The sequence below is a fragment of the Haloarchaeobius baliensis genome, assembly GCF_052060055.1.
In the GTDB taxonomy this organism is placed as follows: domain Archaea; phylum Halobacteriota; class Halobacteria; order Halobacteriales; family Natrialbaceae; genus Haloarchaeobius; species Haloarchaeobius baliensis.
Genome location: NZ_JBPPFR010000005.1, coordinates 61,898 through 78,080, shown reverse-complemented (window position 1 = coordinate 78,080; position 16,183 = coordinate 61,898). Strand labels below are relative to the sequence as shown.

At 59.4% G+C, this 16,183-nt stretch carries 17 protein-coding genes; 8 read left to right on the top strand and 9 right to left on the bottom strand.

Going from position 1 to position 16,183, the window contains the following annotated elements; genetic code table 11:
* Positions 1-15 precede the first annotated feature (15 nt).
* Positions 16-1,497 carry a DNA phosphorothioation system sulfurtransferase DndC gene (gene dndC, locus ACSG06_RS21925; protein ID WP_440992380.1) on the bottom strand — a complete coding sequence of 494 codons (1,482 nt, stop codon included), beginning with the start codon at positions 1,495-1,497 and terminating at the stop codon, positions 16-18.
* 72 nt (positions 1,498-1,569) lie between these two features.
* Positions 1,570-1,995 carry a hypothetical protein gene (locus ACSG06_RS21920; RefSeq protein WP_440992379.1) on the bottom strand — a complete coding sequence of 142 codons (426 nt, stop codon included), beginning with the start codon at positions 1,993-1,995 and terminating at the stop codon, positions 1,570-1,572.
* 338 nt (positions 1,996-2,333) lie between these two features.
* On the opposite strand from ACSG06_RS21920, the gene ACSG06_RS21915 reads away from it, so the two are divergent.
* Positions 2,334-3,362, top strand: coding sequence for a Cdc6/Cdc18 family protein (locus tag ACSG06_RS21915; RefSeq protein WP_440992378.1), 1,029 nt, complete (start codon positions 2,334-2,336; stop codon positions 3,360-3,362).
* A gap of 18 nt (positions 3,363-3,380) precedes the next feature.
* Here ACSG06_RS21915 and ACSG06_RS21910 read toward each other — a convergent pair whose 3' ends face one another.
* Both ACSG06_RS21910 and ACSG06_RS21905 read right to left on the bottom strand, forming a co-directional pair.
* A complete protein-coding gene (locus ACSG06_RS21910) occupies positions 3,381-4,067 on the bottom strand; it encodes an SOS response-associated peptidase (protein WP_440992377.1) in 687 nt (228 codons plus the stop codon).
* A gap of 312 nt (positions 4,068-4,379) precedes the next feature.
* The gene (locus ACSG06_RS21905) at positions 4,380-5,696 is read right to left on the bottom strand and encodes an RNA-guided endonuclease InsQ/TnpB family protein (protein WP_440992376.1); all 1,317 of its coding nucleotides are present in this window, start codon (positions 5,694-5,696) and stop codon (positions 4,380-4,382) included.
* Between the two features lie 38 nt (positions 5,697-5,734).
* Here ACSG06_RS21905 and ACSG06_RS21900 point away from each other — a divergent pair, with 38 nt between their 5' ends.
* The 4 genes from ACSG06_RS21900 to ACSG06_RS21885 all read left to right on the top strand — a co-directional run bounded on the left by ACSG06_RS21900 (position 5,735) and on the right by ACSG06_RS21885 (position 9,534).
* The gene (locus tag ACSG06_RS21900) at positions 5,735-5,878 is read left to right on the top strand and encodes a hypothetical protein (protein ID WP_004514842.1); all 144 of its coding nucleotides are present in this window, start codon (positions 5,735-5,737) and stop codon (positions 5,876-5,878) included.
* Between the two features lie 226 nt (positions 5,879-6,104).
* Positions 6,105-7,055 carry a P-loop NTPase family protein gene (locus tag ACSG06_RS21895; protein WP_440992375.1) on the top strand — a complete coding sequence of 317 codons (951 nt, stop codon included), beginning with the start codon at positions 6,105-6,107 and terminating at the stop codon, positions 7,053-7,055.
* A gap of 2 nt (positions 7,056-7,057) precedes the next feature.
* A complete protein-coding gene (locus tag ACSG06_RS21890; protein WP_440992374.1) occupies positions 7,058-7,363 on the top strand; it encodes a DUF8156 family protein in 306 nt (101 codons plus the stop codon).
* 2 nt (positions 7,364-7,365) lie between these two features.
* Complete coding sequence (locus ACSG06_RS21885; protein ID WP_440992373.1) at positions 7,366-9,534, top strand: type B DNA-directed DNA polymerase; 2,169 nt, start codon at positions 7,366-7,368, stop codon at positions 9,532-9,534.
* A gap of 166 nt (positions 9,535-9,700) precedes the next feature.
* Here the strand turns inward: ACSG06_RS21885 and orc4 are convergent, their stop codons facing one another.
* Entirely contained in the window at positions 9,701-10,933 is a 1,233-nt protein-coding gene (gene orc4, locus ACSG06_RS21880) for a DNA replication protein Orc4 (protein WP_049908454.1), read from the bottom strand.
* A 630-nt stretch (positions 10,934-11,563) separates the two neighbouring features.
* Entirely contained in the window at positions 11,564-11,887 is a 324-nt protein-coding gene (locus tag ACSG06_RS21875; protein WP_092893735.1) for a DUF6788 family protein, read from the bottom strand.
* Between the two features lie 138 nt (positions 11,888-12,025).
* On the opposite strand from ACSG06_RS21875, the gene ACSG06_RS21870 reads away from it, so the two are divergent.
* A complete protein-coding gene (locus ACSG06_RS21870; protein ID WP_440992372.1) occupies positions 12,026-12,949 on the top strand; it encodes a helix-turn-helix transcriptional regulator in 924 nt (307 codons plus the stop codon).
* Between the two features lie 37 nt (positions 12,950-12,986).
* Here the strand turns inward: ACSG06_RS21870 and ACSG06_RS21865 are convergent, their stop codons facing one another.
* The 3 genes from ACSG06_RS21865 to ACSG06_RS21855 form a co-directional block, all read right to left on the bottom strand.
* On the bottom strand, positions 12,987-13,421 hold the full coding sequence (locus ACSG06_RS21865) for a PIN domain-containing protein (RefSeq protein ID WP_440992371.1): 435 nt from the start codon (positions 13,419-13,421) through the stop codon (positions 12,987-12,989).
* Entirely contained in the window at positions 13,422-13,673 is a 252-nt protein-coding gene (locus tag ACSG06_RS21860; RefSeq protein WP_135823146.1) for an AbrB/MazE/SpoVT family DNA-binding domain-containing protein, read from the bottom strand.
* 74 nt (positions 13,674-13,747) lie between these two features.
* Positions 13,748-14,569 carry a hypothetical protein gene (locus tag ACSG06_RS21855; protein ID WP_440992370.1) on the bottom strand — a complete coding sequence of 274 codons (822 nt, stop codon included), beginning with the start codon at positions 14,567-14,569 and terminating at the stop codon, positions 13,748-13,750.
* Between the two features lie 228 nt (positions 14,570-14,797).
* On the opposite strand from ACSG06_RS21855, the gene ACSG06_RS21850 reads away from it, so the two are divergent.
* Entirely contained in the window at positions 14,798-15,469 is a 672-nt protein-coding gene (locus ACSG06_RS21850; protein ID WP_138246855.1) for a helix-turn-helix domain-containing protein, read from the top strand.
* Positions 15,466-16,161: a nucleotidyltransferase domain-containing protein gene (locus ACSG06_RS21845; RefSeq protein WP_222609076.1), complete on the top strand. Its 696-nt coding sequence runs from the start codon at positions 15,466-15,468 to the stop codon at positions 16,159-16,161. The genes ACSG06_RS21850 and ACSG06_RS21845 overlap by 4 nt, the downstream gene beginning before the upstream one ends.
* The last annotated feature ends 22 nt before the right edge of the window (positions 16,162-16,183 follow it).

Below are 16,183 nucleotides of genomic sequence, written 5' to 3'. Positions count from 1 at the left end.
ATTAGAGGTGAGGGATCAGGTCTGCGACTCAGATGTGTACTGCCACTTTTCGATGTTCTCTTCGCCTTCGATGTCAGCTACGATTTCTTCCATGGGACGCCAGTCCTCTCTCATGACTTTGTCAATCTCGTTGTAGATGGAGGCCCGGCGTTTCATCCCGTGGTGCTGAAGCTCGGTGTCCAGGAGGCGCTGAACGAGTTCTGGAGGAACGTCGTGCTTGTCTGCGATTTCTTTGAGCAGTTTGGCTTCGGTTTCTCCGAAGGCTCCGTAGTCGTCTTGGACCCAGCCGATGTCCTCTTCCATCGCCTCTCTGTAGATTTTGGGGACGGAGTCTTCCCAGTCTGCTCGTTCCTCTCTCCAGATTCGGCGGATTTCCCGTAGTTCCTCATCTCGGATCAGGTCCATCTCTTCGTCGCCTGGGATCTGTTCGTTGACCTCTTTCTGGGTTTCCAGCAGCTTTCTCAGTAGGTCTTTGCAGAACTCAAACTTGTGGGCTCGGGGGATAATCCCGTTGTCGCCATTGGTTTTGGTTTTGACGTAGCCGTGTTGCCGGCCTTTGACCTGCCTGTATTTTGGTTTCTCGTCAGGGTCTTGGGTAGATTTCAGGAAGTCTCGGAACTCGAGGAGTGGTTCCATCCACTCATCACCTTCGTCGATCATGTTCTGCATCGCCTTGTCTTCGGAGACGACGGTGCAGGTCCAGCAACCGAATCGGCTGTTACCGCAGGACGGTGTTTTTGTGTCGATGACCATCGGGCATTCGTCGTCGGCTTCCTGGTAGAGTGCTGCGAGGTCGCGGTTTTCCTTGCCCCAGGGACATTCGACTTGGAGGAGGTAGGACCAGACGTCGTCGACGATCCAGTCTTCGATTGGTGTGTAGACGAAGGCGTTGGCGAATTTGTTGTGGCGGGAGAGGATGCTGCCGTCGATACTGTGCAGCTCCATGACCTGCTCTCTCGTTGCACTTTCCGCTTTCCGCACACCGAGGACGACGATTACTTCACCGTGTTCTGAGACTTTGTTCTCGATGAAGCGGTCCGCGGGGTCGATTTTCAGGCGTTCGGTACACCAGCGGAAGGTCTGGTTAGGTGCTGGGTAGCCTCGGCCGATGAGGTTGACCCAGAAGGAGTCGTCGACCTTCGGGGTTACTTTGTGGGCTTCGAAAGGAAGATCTTCTTTCTCGGCGTATTCGTTGATGTTTTCAAGAGTACTAGTGATATGGTTTACAATCTTGGGAGTTTCAACGAGTGTGTCGCTAGAGATGACGTGTATAGGTTTAGTTTGCTGCTCATCTGGAATTTCCTTGATAGCGTACCAGATGAGTTGTAGGGCGGTGGTTGAGTCTTTACCGCCGCTGTACCCGATTACCCAAGGACGCTCGTCCGCGAGATAGGCTTCCCGGATTTCCTCATAGATATCCTCGAGAGAGCGACTGTCGAATACGGACTCACCTTTCTCCTGACCCGTATTTGAAACGTCGAGATTGTCAGTACTCATTACTTAGTCTCTTATGTATGGTAGCCATGTGGAAGGCACTTGTATCTACCGTTGCAGTACCCACCGGTTCCGCTACGATCCGTCGATTATCCATTGTATGCTCTCCATGCTGAGGTCTGTTTTTTCGGGTGACGTCGCGCCTTTCTCGATTGCTTGCCGAACTGATATTTCGTCCTTTAGTAGGAAGATATCGTAGCTCCCTCTGCGTTGATGTGCTACTGAGTTTCTCAGTATGTCTGATGAATCTACCTCCTTGTTTTGGACGACACAGTATTTCCGTGGTTGGTCAGCGACTTCCAGCTCGTAGAAGAAGCTGTCCAATATTTGTCTTACCTCCGAAAGCTCCTCTTCCGGCACTTCGAACCTGTATTTGTCAGGATTATAGTATCCTTCAAGTTGCTGGAAGAGGTCATCTTTATCGAAGTACTGTTTGAACAGGAACGTCTGGTCGAACTCAAATGCAGTGATCTGATCCTGTTCTACGTCGAAGGTGGGCATAGCTGGATTCAGGGCTATCGTAACCGAGTGTTGCACGTCTACTCTCTAATAGTTCATCTAAACGAAGTGAAAGTGAAATCCCAGGAAAGTAGTACGGTGAATCCGCTATGGGATAGGAAGGGATTCAGCTTATAGTTCCATAAATCGGTTGGTTTTCGTGCGGGTTAGTTGCTGAAAAATCCATTTCCGGGATTATACGATAGCGAAACCCTGATACTCAGGCGAGGAGGCATTAGAAGACTAATCTCTCGCAAACAGCAAGCTTCAGTAGAGTCTTTTCCGGAAACACCCCGGTTACGCTTTTATGACTAGCCAGAAAACCAGTCTATCAAGCAACGATGATCCGCGATGCTCGCGTTCTCCGCGCCGGGTTCGTCCCTCGGGAAGTTGAGCATCGCGACGCCGAAGTCAACCACCTCTCCAGCGTTCTCGAGCCCATCACGAACGGAGAACCCGCCGACACGGCCATCGTCACTGGACCCAGCGGCGCCGGCAAGACCTGCATCTCGCAGTTCGTCACCGAACGACTCCGGGAAGAGGTCCTCGACGTCGAGACCACCTACGTCAACTGCTGGCGCAACTACACGCGGTTCCGCACGCTCTACCAGATCCTCGACGACCTCGGCGCGACCATCGACATCCACCGACAATCGACGCCGCACGACGAACTCGTCGACCGCCTCCAGCAGCACGACGGCCCGCGAACCGTCGTCATTCTCGACGAGGTCGACCAACTGGAGGACCCCAGCGTCATCTACGACCTCCACAGCCTCCCGCAGTTTGCGATCATCTGCATCGCGAACAAGGAGGAGGAGCTGTTCAGCCGCGTCGACGACCGGCTCGTGAGTCGGCTCCGTTCGAGTGAACACGTCCGGATGGACAAGTACCACGACGAGCAGCTGTACGACATTCTGAGTGCGCGGGCGAAGTGGGGCCTCGATGAGGACGTCATCACCGACGACCAGCTCTACCGGATCGCCGACGCGGCCGCCGGCGACGCCCGCCTCGCAATCGGCATCCTCCGAACAGCCGCCGGCAAGGCCGATCGCGAGAACCACGAGCGCATCACCGACGATATTCTCCTGGACGCCGCCGAGGATGCTCGGGCCCAGATTAAGCAGAAGAGCATCGATTCGCTCACGCCGCACCAGCACGTCGTCTACGACATCGTTCGCGAGCACGGCCCGGTCGGGCCGAGCGAGATTCACGAGCGCTATTCCGAGGACGTCGATGATCCGCGGACGAAGCGGACAATCCGCACGTACCTCTCGAAAATGGAGCAGTACAACCTTCTCGAGGCGGAGGGGACGAGTCGGGACCGAGAGTACTCGCTCGTCGATTCAGCGGCGGCGTCGCCGATGCAGTGACCGTGACCCCGTCAGCTATCAGGAACTGAACTCGCCGAGGCCCGATTGCTCGTGGTCTAGCGGCTCGATGACCTGGGGATCGTCGCTGCCGGGGTTGTTGACTCGCGTCGAAATCTCGTAGGCGTCCAGATCGTCCTTCGGATACGGCTGGCACAGTTCCTTGCGAGTGTCCGGGTCTGCGGCGAGCCAGTCGAACTCAGCGTCCTTTGGGAGGACGACCGGCATCCGGTCGTGGATTGAGTTCATCAGGTCGTTCGGCTTCGTCGTGAGAATCGTGACGCACGAGATCGTCTCGTCGTCGCCCTCCCAGATGTCCCAGAGCCCAGCCATCGCGAATGCGGGGTCGTCCTCCCGGTAAATCCGGTAGGGCTGCTTCGACCCGCCGTTCGGCGATTTCCACTCGTAGAACCCTGACGAGGGGACGAGGCAGGGACGTGATTTCCACGCCCGCTCGAAGACGCGTTTCTCGTCGGCAGTCTCGGAGCGAGCGTTGATGATGCCCTCCTCGGGCTCGTCCGCCCAGAACGGAATCAACCCCCAGTGGTAGGCGTCAATCTCGTCAGAAGCCTCGTTCGTGATGATGTGGAGGTCGTCACCAGGTGCGATGTTGTATCGGGGTGTGTACCCGCCGTCCGCGACGACCTCGGCATCGAAGCGGGCCTCGAGGTCGGCCTGGTCGATGAAGAGCGAGTTCCGGCCACACATACCGAGGAGTTCGGAAGGAAGCATCTTCAACGTGGTCGCACAGGAATCGCGTCAGCGCCGATGTTCTTAACCAACAAACAGCCCCGGAAAATCCGATGTGTTGGTTAACTGAGCGCCAGCGGAGATAGTCAATCGTCCGCAAAACACGACGACCGAGATCGGGCTGCCATCTATCTCGTTGCTTTCCTGAACCGCGGAAGCACCACGGCGAAGCGTATCGAGACTGTGGACAACTAGTAAACTCGCCCAGATCGCGCCCATTGACATCCTCCCATTCCTGAAGGAATGAGATTCCTCCGATAGGGATATTGGCTATGCCGCACCCACGGAGGCAAGTTTCCCCGTGCGGGTACTCCGGTTTGTGCGCTCCTCGTTGGGACTGGCCCTCTCGGGAGAGCGTGAGAACTCCGACCAGATGTGGTCGTCCCACTTGAGGCGCACAGGCCGTGCCATTGACCCGACGTCCAGATTCACGCCAGCCTGTCGTTCGAGGAATGTCCGTGACGCACCGAGGTCGGCGTGCCCCTCGTAGCCACACGAACAGCGGAACACGTCGCCGTCCCGCTCCGTCTTCTCTCGTTCGCCACACACTGGACACTCCGCCGTCGTGTATGCTTCTGAGCGGACTTCGACCGTGATACCGTACTCCTCGGCGGTCGTGGCGAGACGATCGATGAACGAGCGATACGCCCAGAACTGGTGGGTTTTCTCGTTCACTTCCGCGCTCCAGTAGTCCACCAGCACGTCCGTAAGGTCGCCGACGTACACCGTATCGACACCTTCGTCGTATAGTCGCTCGATCAAATTCCGCACGAGAGCGTCTTGGGCGTGGTCGCGGCGGCGCGTTCGCTTGCGGTACAGGGATCGAATCCGCTGACTGCTGTTTCGGCCCTCTTGGAGTTTCGATTGGAGCCTCGCGATTTCTTCGGTGGTTTCACGGAAGCGGGCGAACAGGTCGCGTCCCTCGTAGAGATACTGCTGGCCGGTGGTGGTGGTACAGGCGACGAGGTTGTTCGCGCCTACATCCAGAGCAGCCGATTCGTCGGCTAGTGGTGAATCCTGTCGAGAATCCGGGACAGTGACAGGCTGAATGGCTCTGAACGTGTCGTCGATCTCGTCGAAGTACAGTTCCAATCGGCCCTGTTCGCCGTCCCACTTGGGAGCGCCACAGACTTCGAGCCGTAGGCGGTCGTAGTAACCAAGTCCGTACTCCTCTTTCAGGTCTTGGCCGACCGGGATTTCGAGGCGACTCCGTTCACCAGTTTCGATGGTGTAGGAGTCATTACGGATGTACGTCCGCAACTCTCTACCGGCCTCCTCGTTGCCCCAGTAACCGGGAGGGGCTGTGTCCTCGCCATCTTCGCAGGCGGCGAAGAACGACCGCCACGCCTCGCTGTTCTTACGGATGACTTGTTGGGCAGTAGCGGAGCCGAGGACACCGACGTACTGTTTGCGGTAGTCGGCAGTATCCCATACGGAGTCGCCGTCGAAGAAGTTCTGGCGGCGCTCGTAGTTCAGTTCGTTCCACAGGCTGGCGGAGGCGTCCAACAGCTCGCGGAGCAGTTGCTCATCCTGCTCGGAGAGCGGTCGCACCGCGAACGTATTGGTTCGCCTCACGACAACAGACATTTGTTCTTGAATGTCTAAATGTCTTTTGGACATAAACGATGCGACCGAACATCGACATCTCGCACACACTGAATGGGCGGGTGAAAGACTACGCCGAACAAGAGGACAAGGACCTCGAAGAAGCCTATCAAGAGATTATCGAAGCCGGTCTAGAGGCGGTGGAACATCCAGACAAGCCGTAGCACCTGGATTGTCGGTCCGTGTTGTCGCTCAGACCCAGCCTGAAAGGATGGGCCCTCTCGCTACGAATCATCCGAACCAAGGTCATTCTGGAAGCCTTCTCGGAAACCTTCGGACGATCGCCAAAATCCAGCGCCTGAGTCCAATTTACCGCATTATCCAGTCATTTCTTGGAAATGCGGAAGCGACACGCCGCGGCTTATCTGGTACGTGGCCATCTATTGGAGTATGCCCGACCGCTCCACATCGACGTCGAACCGATTGGCGGTAGACCAGCCAAAACGGAGCGCTGACCGCAACCAGAATCTGGCTAATCAAGCCGACCCCGCGACGGACGGAATGCTGCTTCCCTCCCTTGAGGACGGTATCACGCTCCTCGATGTCGACGGTGGTCGGGGTGTTCCGATCCTTCAGTCATTGGTACTCGATCATCTCCTCTTGCACGACGGGCCCGCTTTCTGGACTGACGCAAACGGACACGCGACGACGGCCACGCTGACGCAGATAGCCCCCAGTCAACGGTTGCTCAACCGAATCCACGTCGCACGCGGATTCACCGCCTACCAGCACTACGGCGCCGTCTGTGATCTCCCACCGGCAGTGAACAAGTCGATCCAGATATCCACCACCGATGCCGGGCCGGCCGGTCAAAGGGCGCCAGGTCGTGACGAGGACACGTCGCCCCACACGCCCGCACTCATCGTCGCACCGGCCGTCGACGCCCAGTATCGCGCCGACGATACCCTCGGCGAGGCCCACGCGAAAACCCTTCAGGCTCGAACTCTCGCCCGGTTAGCGACCTACGCCAAGGGGTACGATATTCCGGTGCTCGTTACGCGAAACGAACGAAACGAATTCACCGAACCAGTCGCGACGGTCGCCGACCACCACCTAGAGTGCGAGCAGACGCGGATGGGCCCACGGGTCATCGGCGAGGACTTCGAGACGCTCGTCTATCCCGTCGACGACGGCGCGTACTACCAGACGACGTTCGCGTACTGGCGGCAGCTGCTCGCGGCACGCGCCACGCAGGTCGGCGTGGAACCGACAACGCCGACGCCGTCGACGCCGACTCCGGAAGGCGTCGGAACGGGCGTCACTGCTGACGGTGAGACGGTGGCGACCACCACGGACCCCTTACTCGATGCGTGGACGGCGACCGGGACAGGAGGCCGATAGCGATGGGACGCACAAACCCAACGTACCGGGATGCGCTCCGGGCCATCGAAGAGCGGTGGGCGGAGTTCCGCCGGGCACTGCGGCGTCGCGACCAACCACGTTTCGACCGGCTGTTCGAGTACGCCCGCAAGCACGCCGACGCGAGCGGGCTGTTGAACCACCAGAATCCGCTGCTGCCGGCGCTACTCAGTATCGATCTCGAACAGGAGGAGCGACTCGACGACCACGAGGAACGCCTCGAGGAGCTCGAAGCCGCGGTCGCAGCACGCGATGACCAGGAGAGTGCCCCACCGGACGCGAACCCGTGACGATGCCGTTCAGTATCGACTTCCTAGACGACGGCCGCGTCCTAGAGTGGGAGGCAACTGCCGACGGCGCCGTCGCGACCGAGCGCGATGACTACACCTCGCGCTTCTACGTCGCCGGCCGCGATCCAGAGACTGACCTCGACCTCACAACACTCCAGTCGGTGTTCGACCAGCACCCGGACGTCGTCGCGACCGAGACGGTAGCGCGACGGCCCGGGTTTCGACGAGACGAGGAGGCCGTTCTCGCGGTCGACGTCGCCCACATCGACCGCGTCACCCCCCTCGCCCGGCAGGCACGCCAGTTGTCGGACTATCCAGTCGGGGATCTCGCCTGTTTCAACGTCGACTTCTCGCGAGAGTTCCGGTACTGTCTGGAGACCGGCGCCGATCCGACGCCGGCGAGCGAGCTGTCGACGCTCCGGCTCGGTGTTCCGGTGACCGAAACGAGCGACGACGTCTATGGGGAGTTGTCTGTCGCCGGCGACACCGTCACCGGCTCGCCGACGGATCTCCTGACCGCCGTCCAGGGGGCGCTTGACGCACACGATCCGGACGTCCTAGTCTGCTCGACGAGCGAGATCGTCCCGACCCTGTACGAGATGGCGACGGACGCCGGCGTCGACGACTTCTCGCTGAGTCGGTGGCCGGACGTCGACTACCAGCAGCTTGCGAGCCGATCGACGTACTCAAGCTACGGTCGCGTCGGTCACTCGCCGGCGCGGTACAACGTCCCCGGCCGGGCGATCATCGACGAGTCGAACACGTTCTTCTACGGAGAGACGAACCTCGACGGCGTCCTCGACCTCGTGTCGCGCTCGAAAAAGCCCGTCCAGGAACTTGCGTGGGCGTCGATCGGGAACGTCCTCACGGCGATCCAGATCTGTGAGGCCCACGACCGCGGCGTCCTCGTGCCGTGGAACTCCTGGCGTCACGAGTTCTACAAGCCGATGGGGACGCTCCACGATGCCGACCGCGGCGGCTTCATCTTTGCGCCCGAGGTCGGGCTTCACGAGAACGTCCATGAACTCGACTTCTCCTCGTTGTACCCGAACATCATCTGTACCCGGAACGTCTCGCCGGACGTTATCCGGTGTGACTGCCACAGCGACCGCGACGACGTCCCCGGCCTCGGATACTCGATCTGCGACGACCGGGGCTACCTCGTCGACGTGCTGCAGCCGATCATCGACGCTCGCGACGAGATCAAGGCGGCCATCCGTCGCGAAAAGGATCGAGACAACCTCGACGAGGACCGACTGGCGGAACTCGAGGGGCGGTCGGGCGCACTGAAGTGGATCCTCGTCGCCTGCTTCGGCTATCAAGGGTTCAGCAACGCGAAGTTCGGCCGCATCGAGTGCCACGAGGCGATTAATGCATTCGCTCGTGAGATTCTGCTGACGGCGAAACAGCGGCTGGAAGCGGGCGGCTGGCGCGTCGTCCACGGCATCGTCGACTCCATCTGGGTGACGCCGGACCCCGACGTCGACGACGATGACCGTGAGGACCTCGAGACGCTCGCGACGGCAATCACGGAAGAGGTCGAAATCCGGCTCGAACACGAAGCCCACTACGACTGGGTGGCGTTCGTCCCGCAGCGCGAGAGCGACGCCGGCGCGCTGACGAAGTACTTCGGAAAGGTCGCCGGCGACGACGACTTCAAGGTCAGAGGCATCGAAGCCCGGCAGCGCTCGACCCCGCCGTTCATCGAGGACGTCCAGCGGGACTGTCTCGACCAGCTCGATGCCACGCGGTCACCGGACGCGGTACTCGGACGGCTCGAACGAGCAATCGGCGAACTACAGGCGGGCAACGTAGAAGTAGAGCGGCTCGTTGAGCGGAACCGTGTCTCCAAGCCCCTGGAAGGCTACTCACAGAATACACAGAACGTGGCCGCCTTGAAGCGAGCCCGCGAGCAGAACCTAGCAGTCCACCCGGGCCAGGATATCGAGTACGTGGTCGTCGACGACGACAAATCCTCGCGAGACCGGGTCGCCCTCGCCCACGAGGAGATCGAGACCTACGACGCCTCGTACTACGAGACGCATCTGATCAGAGCGGTCGAGAGCGTGCTGTCACCGCTCGGGTGGGACCGATCCGACATTCGCCGGGAGCTCTCCGGTGAGAGGGACGCCGTTTTGACCTCGTTCGGAGCCTCCAACGAACTGTTGTAGTGGACCCACCCCTGGTTTCCGTCGTTTCGATCCAACCCCACGTTTCCGACGTAATTTTCGACCCCCCACGTTTCCGACGTAATTTTCGACCCCCCTCGTTTCCGTCGTTTCCTCACGCCCCACCCCAGATTTCCGTCGTCCGCACCCACTCAGTAGTAGGGGGTCACTACTCGCGAGTCCAGTCCTGCATCCGGCTGTCCTCGAGGATCGTTTCGCGGACGACCTGGGGATCTTCGATGAGTCGGTTCTGGAGGTGGATGCCGCCCGCACTCCCCTTGTTGATCTTCTCGATTTCGACAACCCCGAGGAAGGCTTGCTCTTTCAGGATGTCGCGGAACCGGCGGACGGAGAGGATATCCATATCGAGATGGTTGCAGATGCGTTCGTACTGGTCGTACACCCGGCTCGTGAGGAACGCATCGTCGTTGCTGTTGACACTCAGTTCCGTGAGCGCCAGCAACGCCGCCTTCGCCTGCGTGGGTGCGCCGTTCACGAGTTCTCTGAACCGGTCCTTTTCGGCGTGCTGCTGTGCCTGGCGAACGTGTTCCTCCGTCACTTGCTCTGCCCCGGCCTCGTAGGCGACCTCGCCGGCGTGGCGAAGAATGTCGATCGCCTTCCGAGCGTCGCCGTGTTCCTGCGCGGCGAAGGCCGCCGAGAGTGGAATCACGTCCTCGGAAAGGACGCCGTCCTGGAAGGCGTCCTCACGGTTGAACATAATCTCCCGGAGCTGGTTGGCGTCGTATGGCTTGAAGAACAGCTCCTTGTGCTGGAAGCTGCTTTTCACGCGCTCGTTCACGTTGTCGACGTACTGGATCTTGTTGCTGATCGCGATGACGCCGACGCTACAGTCGATTTTCCCCGCCTCCTCAGCGCGCGAGAGCTTCATCAACACGCTGTCGTCGTTCATCAGATCGATCTCGTCGAGGATGATGATCACAGAATCAAATTGAGCGTCGAGCGTCTTCCAGAGGAGTTTGTAGTATTTCGACGTACTGAGGCCGGTATGTGGGACGGAGATTCCAGTCGAAGATTCATCGTTCAGCTTCGCGGCCAGTGAGGAGATTGCTTGAGTCTCCGTGTTGTCTTCAGCACAGTCGATATACGCGGTTCCAATCTCGACGCCATCCTGAGCGGCATTCTGAGCTCGTTGGCAGACGTGTTTTGAAACGAGAGATTTACCGGTCCCAGTTTTCCCGTAGATCATCACGTTTTCCGGGGAGTACCCGTGGACAGCACCGTTGAGACGTTTCGCGAGCTTCGAGATTTCCTCGTCGCGACCGACGATCCGGTCAGCCTCCGGCACGTGACCGATTTTCAGGAGATCCTTGTTCGCGAAGATGCGATGCCCGGATTCAAAGAGTGGATCGTCGACAGAACTGGGTGAAGAGTCGGGCGTCATTGAATATCACACGGTGTGAGCGGGGGGAGTATAAATCTAGTGGAGAACGCCACCCCACGTTTCCGACGTTCCTTGTCCGATATCAGCCGGAAAATGCTGTCATTCGGTGGAATTGGATTGCTGACAATATAGCCGCGTTTCCGACGTGAGAGAGGAAACCCGCAGACGGAAGCGGCGCGTTGTTGTCGAATCCCGAACCCACACACCCCACGTTTCCGTCGTAATCACCGAACAGGTGGGGAGGGGACTCGAAGAAGACGTCCACGACGAGATACCAAAGACGAGAGCGGCCTAGCCGTCCAATACTGGCCGCCTACAGACGCAGCTGGAAAGGATCGTTTCATCTGAGGGGGCGAAGTACTTCGCCCCCTCTTTGGTCGAAGTACACTTAATGAACGTTTCTCAGCTATACTACTTTAATCTATGTGTTGCAGAAGTTAGTTCATCTCTAGATTGGTTCTAGGTCAACAGAATTAGTGGCTGCATAGCACTATCGTAGTCTCTCCCTACGCCGTCGTGGAGAAACGACGGAAACGCGGGGGGTGTGGTCCCTTCGAAATCAGCGTCACCCCCTCCACCAACATCCAGTTACGACGGAAACGTGGGGTGGGTGTCCTCCATCATCGAGTTTTACTCGTCCGGGTTGACCGGACCCTTGTACTGAGAACGAATCTTCTCTCCCTCCCGCCACTGCCAGTAGTAGTAGCGATTGTCGTTGATTTCCTTGATCGTGATCGTCGCTTTTGCAGGGACGTCGTCCGGGAGATCGTCCGGTCGCTCTTCGACCTCTTCTTGATCTGCCGACTCCTCGAGACGGGCCTCTCGTTCCTTGTGCTCGGCGAGCGCTTCAGCGTACGTCGCAACGTCTCGGAGCTGCTCTGGGTCCGACTCGTTGAGCGTGTTGACGATCTCCGTCGGGAGGTTCGCCGGTGGGGTCGGGGGTTCGTAGGACATCGGCTACTCTCGTGTTAACCAACACGTCCCACGGATCCATAGTTTTGTTGGTTAAGACGATGGAGATGACTCTCGTGCCTGCTGACTGTAACACTACTCGAAACTTCTTTATACACAAGTTTCGTACTATGTTACACCGTGCTCCGGCGCATCGAACTGGAGGTCCTCGCCACGGTCGACCGTGGCGACACGATCTCAGAGCTCGCGACGAAGCTCGACCACAGCGAGAGCTACCTCTCTCGTGCCGTCGCCGACCTCGTCGAAAAGGGACTCGTCTACACGGAACGCGACGGGCGGCGAAAACGAGTCGTCCCGTCGGACGCTCGTGCCGTCGAGCTCTATCAGGACCTCGTCCGCCAGCACTCCCACATCGACTTCCCCGAACTGCTGACCGGCAAGGCACTCGAAGTGCTGTATTACCTTGACCAGCCGCGAACCGTCTCCGAGATTGCCAACCGGAGCGACAACTACCGCAACACGGTCAACCGCGTCCTCAAGCGGTTTCGCGACCGTGGGCTCGTCGGGACGGCCGATGGCCGCTACGAGTTCAACGCCGACTTCGACCGCCTCCACGAGTTCGCCCGTGAACTCGCACACCATCTGCATCGTCAACGCCTCGAAGCCGTCGCCCCGAAGGGGACGATTCTCTGGGAGGACTACGACGAATTCCTCGCGCAGGCCGAGACGGAGATTGACGCAGAGGGGTTCCACGAAACCGGCCTCGCTCGATTCGCGGCCTTCGACCTCCAGTTCCTGCTTACCGGCCACCGCTACTACGTCTACTCCGAAGACCTCGACGCAGTCTCGCCGGCGGCACTCTGCTGTCACACGCTGTTAATCGACGACGGCAGTCGCCACCGTTCGTACTGTCTCCTCCTGCTCAGCCACGTCGACGTCGACGAGGAGAATCTCCGAGAGCAGGCAGCGAAATACGACCTTGAAAACGAAATCGACGCCTTGCTCCGCTACCTTGAGACGCACGGTGAGGTCGCAGATGACCAGCTTCCGGAGTGGGACGAGTTCCAGGAGCTGGCGGCTGACTACGAGGTACGACTATCCTGAGACCGAACATCGTCAGCAGCAGTGCCGTCTGCCAGCGTCAGTTCGGATCGTAGGGATTCGTTGCTGTATCGAGTCGATAGACATCCTCGACAGCGTCAAAATCGTCGTCAAACGCATACAGGTAGCCAAGCCCCTCGGTTTGCATATACGCCACAATGCAGGCATCGACGAAGGAGAGGGGTTCGTGTTGACGAAAGAGTGCCTTCCCGGTCGCGAGGGCATCGGTGGTGAGGGAGTCGATGTGGAAGCGGGCGTTTTCTTCAATGCGATCGAAGAGATCGACGGCTGCGTCGTGGCCGGCGTGGGTCGTGAGGCCGTTGAGCGTTTCCGCGAGCACGTAGTCGAGGACGACTGCTTCCGGGAGCGTTCCGTCGTCGATGCCGTGGAGCACCGGGAGCGCGGCATCGTGGGATCCATCTCGCCGGTATGCGGCGGCAAAGAGGACTGTCGTATCGATGAGTGCCCGCGGCATTTACTCGACGTCGACGCCCCAGGCGTCGTGCTCGCTCGTGACATCGGTCGGCTCCTCACCAGCGTAGCCGTCGAAGTCGGCGAACGTGCCCGTTTGCTGTTGGATCACTTGGACTCGGATGCTCCCGTCATCCTCGAGCTGCCAGCGGAGCTGATCGCCATCATCGATATTGAGTTCACGCCGAATCCGGGCGGGGATGTTTGCCTGGTTTCCAGACACCTTGCTTTCGGCGTCGATTCTGTCGCTGCTCATACCTCACGGTAGGTGACCGGCCGTAAAAAGTCTAGTGTGCCGCCACACTACCACGCGCTCCAGAAGATATCGTTCTAGTTCGAGGGTGCTGGAAGGCGCCCATCCGGACGTGGAACACGACCCTGTTTTATCTCGTGATCGACGCGACGCAGATGCTTACAGCCGCCTTCGGGTGAGCGCTGCAGCCAGTCAGGGCAGGTACACGACTTGTCGATGACGTCGACTTCGTACCGGTTTCTGGACGCGGACTGAACTTCGTAGCGGCCACCTTTCGAGAGGAGCGAAACGTCCATCGCTTCGGCGACAGCACGCTTCGTTCGGGGCTCGAGATCGTCCTGTGACTTTGGGTTCTCGTCGACGACCAGTCGGTCGCGAACGTCGCCCGTTCGGCCACCGTCGGGAGCGACGGCTTCCGCAGGGCCACTGAGCCGCTCGTGGAGCACTTCCTCCACCGGATGGCCTTCCGGCCAGAGGTAATGGACCTCGCGGCGCTCGCGATGGTCATAGGAGCCGCACGCGGCTGCGCTCCCAGTCCAGACACGCCACGCCCCGAGTGCTGCCATCACATCGACGATGACTCGCGGAACAGCCTCGTGCTTGTCGGGGTAGAACATCCGAAAGCGAGTACATTCCGCCTGCGGCGGAACCGTCTCCCACCACTCGACGTCGTCGTCCCAGCTCTCGCACATCGCCTTATCCTCCCCGTATCCAACGGTCAGGCCGTCGATCTGCGGTATCTCCACCGATGTCTCGTCAGCCTCGTCTTCGAGCAGCCGAAGGACGGCGTACCGGAGATACTCGTGATTCGGATTGTCTGAAGGTTGGGCGACCTGCTCGTGGTGCTCTGCGACTCGCTCTGCCTCGTCGAGAACGGTCGTTAGATATTGGTCGGTCATGGGTCGGTGGAGACGGAAGTGCGCCTCCGCCCCTCGGCGGGCGCTGAAAAACTTAACCAACAAATACCGATCAATCGTATCCTCTGTTGGTTAACCGCTCTCTGCTCGAATGCTGAGCCGGATCGGACTACCGGAGCTAAGAATAGTATATCTGTATAGCGATAACGTCATAGGGAATACGGGGGACAAGACTAATACCGTTAGATGCGATACCGATAACTAACGATGATGGAGTACGTCGACGAGACCGCGGCGAAGATCATGGTCGCGGCCCGGCCGGGTGACTCGATCCGGCGAATCGCCCAGAAGATCGACGGCTCCTACTCGTGGGTCTACGACTGGATCGAGCGGTTGGAGGACGCAGGCTTCATCCGGCGTGAGGACGGCATCTACATCGAGAATTACGCTGTCAGGGATCGCTACTACGACCTCGTCGCGGCCATCTCTCGCGCTGTTCCCCCTTCGATCGACGACGGCTACGTCATTCCACACTTCGCCGGGATGCCCTTTGCGTACACGAAAATCGACGGCGTCTACGTCTGGACCCACGGCGGCTATCAGATCGCTCGCGGCCACGACGATTATCCGATCTTCATCCAGGTCGCCGACCAGGACGTCGAACGGTGGACAGCGTTCTTTGATGAGTTCGGGATTCCGAGCCGGATCGAAGAGCGGCCGGACGCGACCGACTCCGACGCGGCCGTCTCGTACGTGTTGTTCCCGACGAGTGGGGAGATCACTCGCGAGTGGGTTGACGGCAATCCGGTTATTCCGTTGGATGAGGCAATCGAGCACATGTTGGAGTACCGGGTGAACTACGAGCCGGCGTTGGAGATGATCGCCGACGAGTACGACCGCGATATCGACGCGTCCCACGAGGATCCGCGTCTCAATGCATGAGCCTCGGTGAACGCGAAGACGAACTACTGGATACGCTGGAGGCAGTCATCGACGCTGACCTGCCGTACGTGCTCGTCGGTGGGTGGGCGATCGCGGCGTTCAATCAACGCTTCACCACGGACGTCGACGTCGTCATTCCGGCCCAAGCGGTCGACGACTACACGGACCTTCTCACCGACCGCGGCTACGAGAAAACGGCCGATGTCGAGCGAAACGAACTCTACGAGGGCCGGACTATCCGGTTTACGAAAGATATCGGGAATCCGGTTCGGTTCGACGCGATGGTGGACGCGCTGGGCTGTCGCCAGACGGAAGCTGAGTGGTCGTATCGCTATCTGGCCCAGTACTCTGTCACCGAGGAACTGCGAACCGGGCGCCCGGTAACAGCCAGGATTCCGGAACGGGAGTTGCTGTTTGCCGTGAAACTTCACAGTGGCCGCAAGGCGGATTCCCGGGATCTGGTAGTGCTTGCTGCTGGCGCGGATTTTGACCGGATCGCGACTCATCTGCATCGCGGGGAGTCCGAGAAGCTCGCTGGTCGCATCGAGACTGTCCTCGACCGCCTCACGTCGGAGGATTTCGCGGATGCATTCAAAGGAGTCTTCGAACAGCAAACGGTTCCCGAACAGGATATCGATGCCGTCGTTGAGTTCCTTCGTGACCAGCAGCGCCGAATCGATTCTGAACTATAACATCGACTGTCGGTGGGGTATG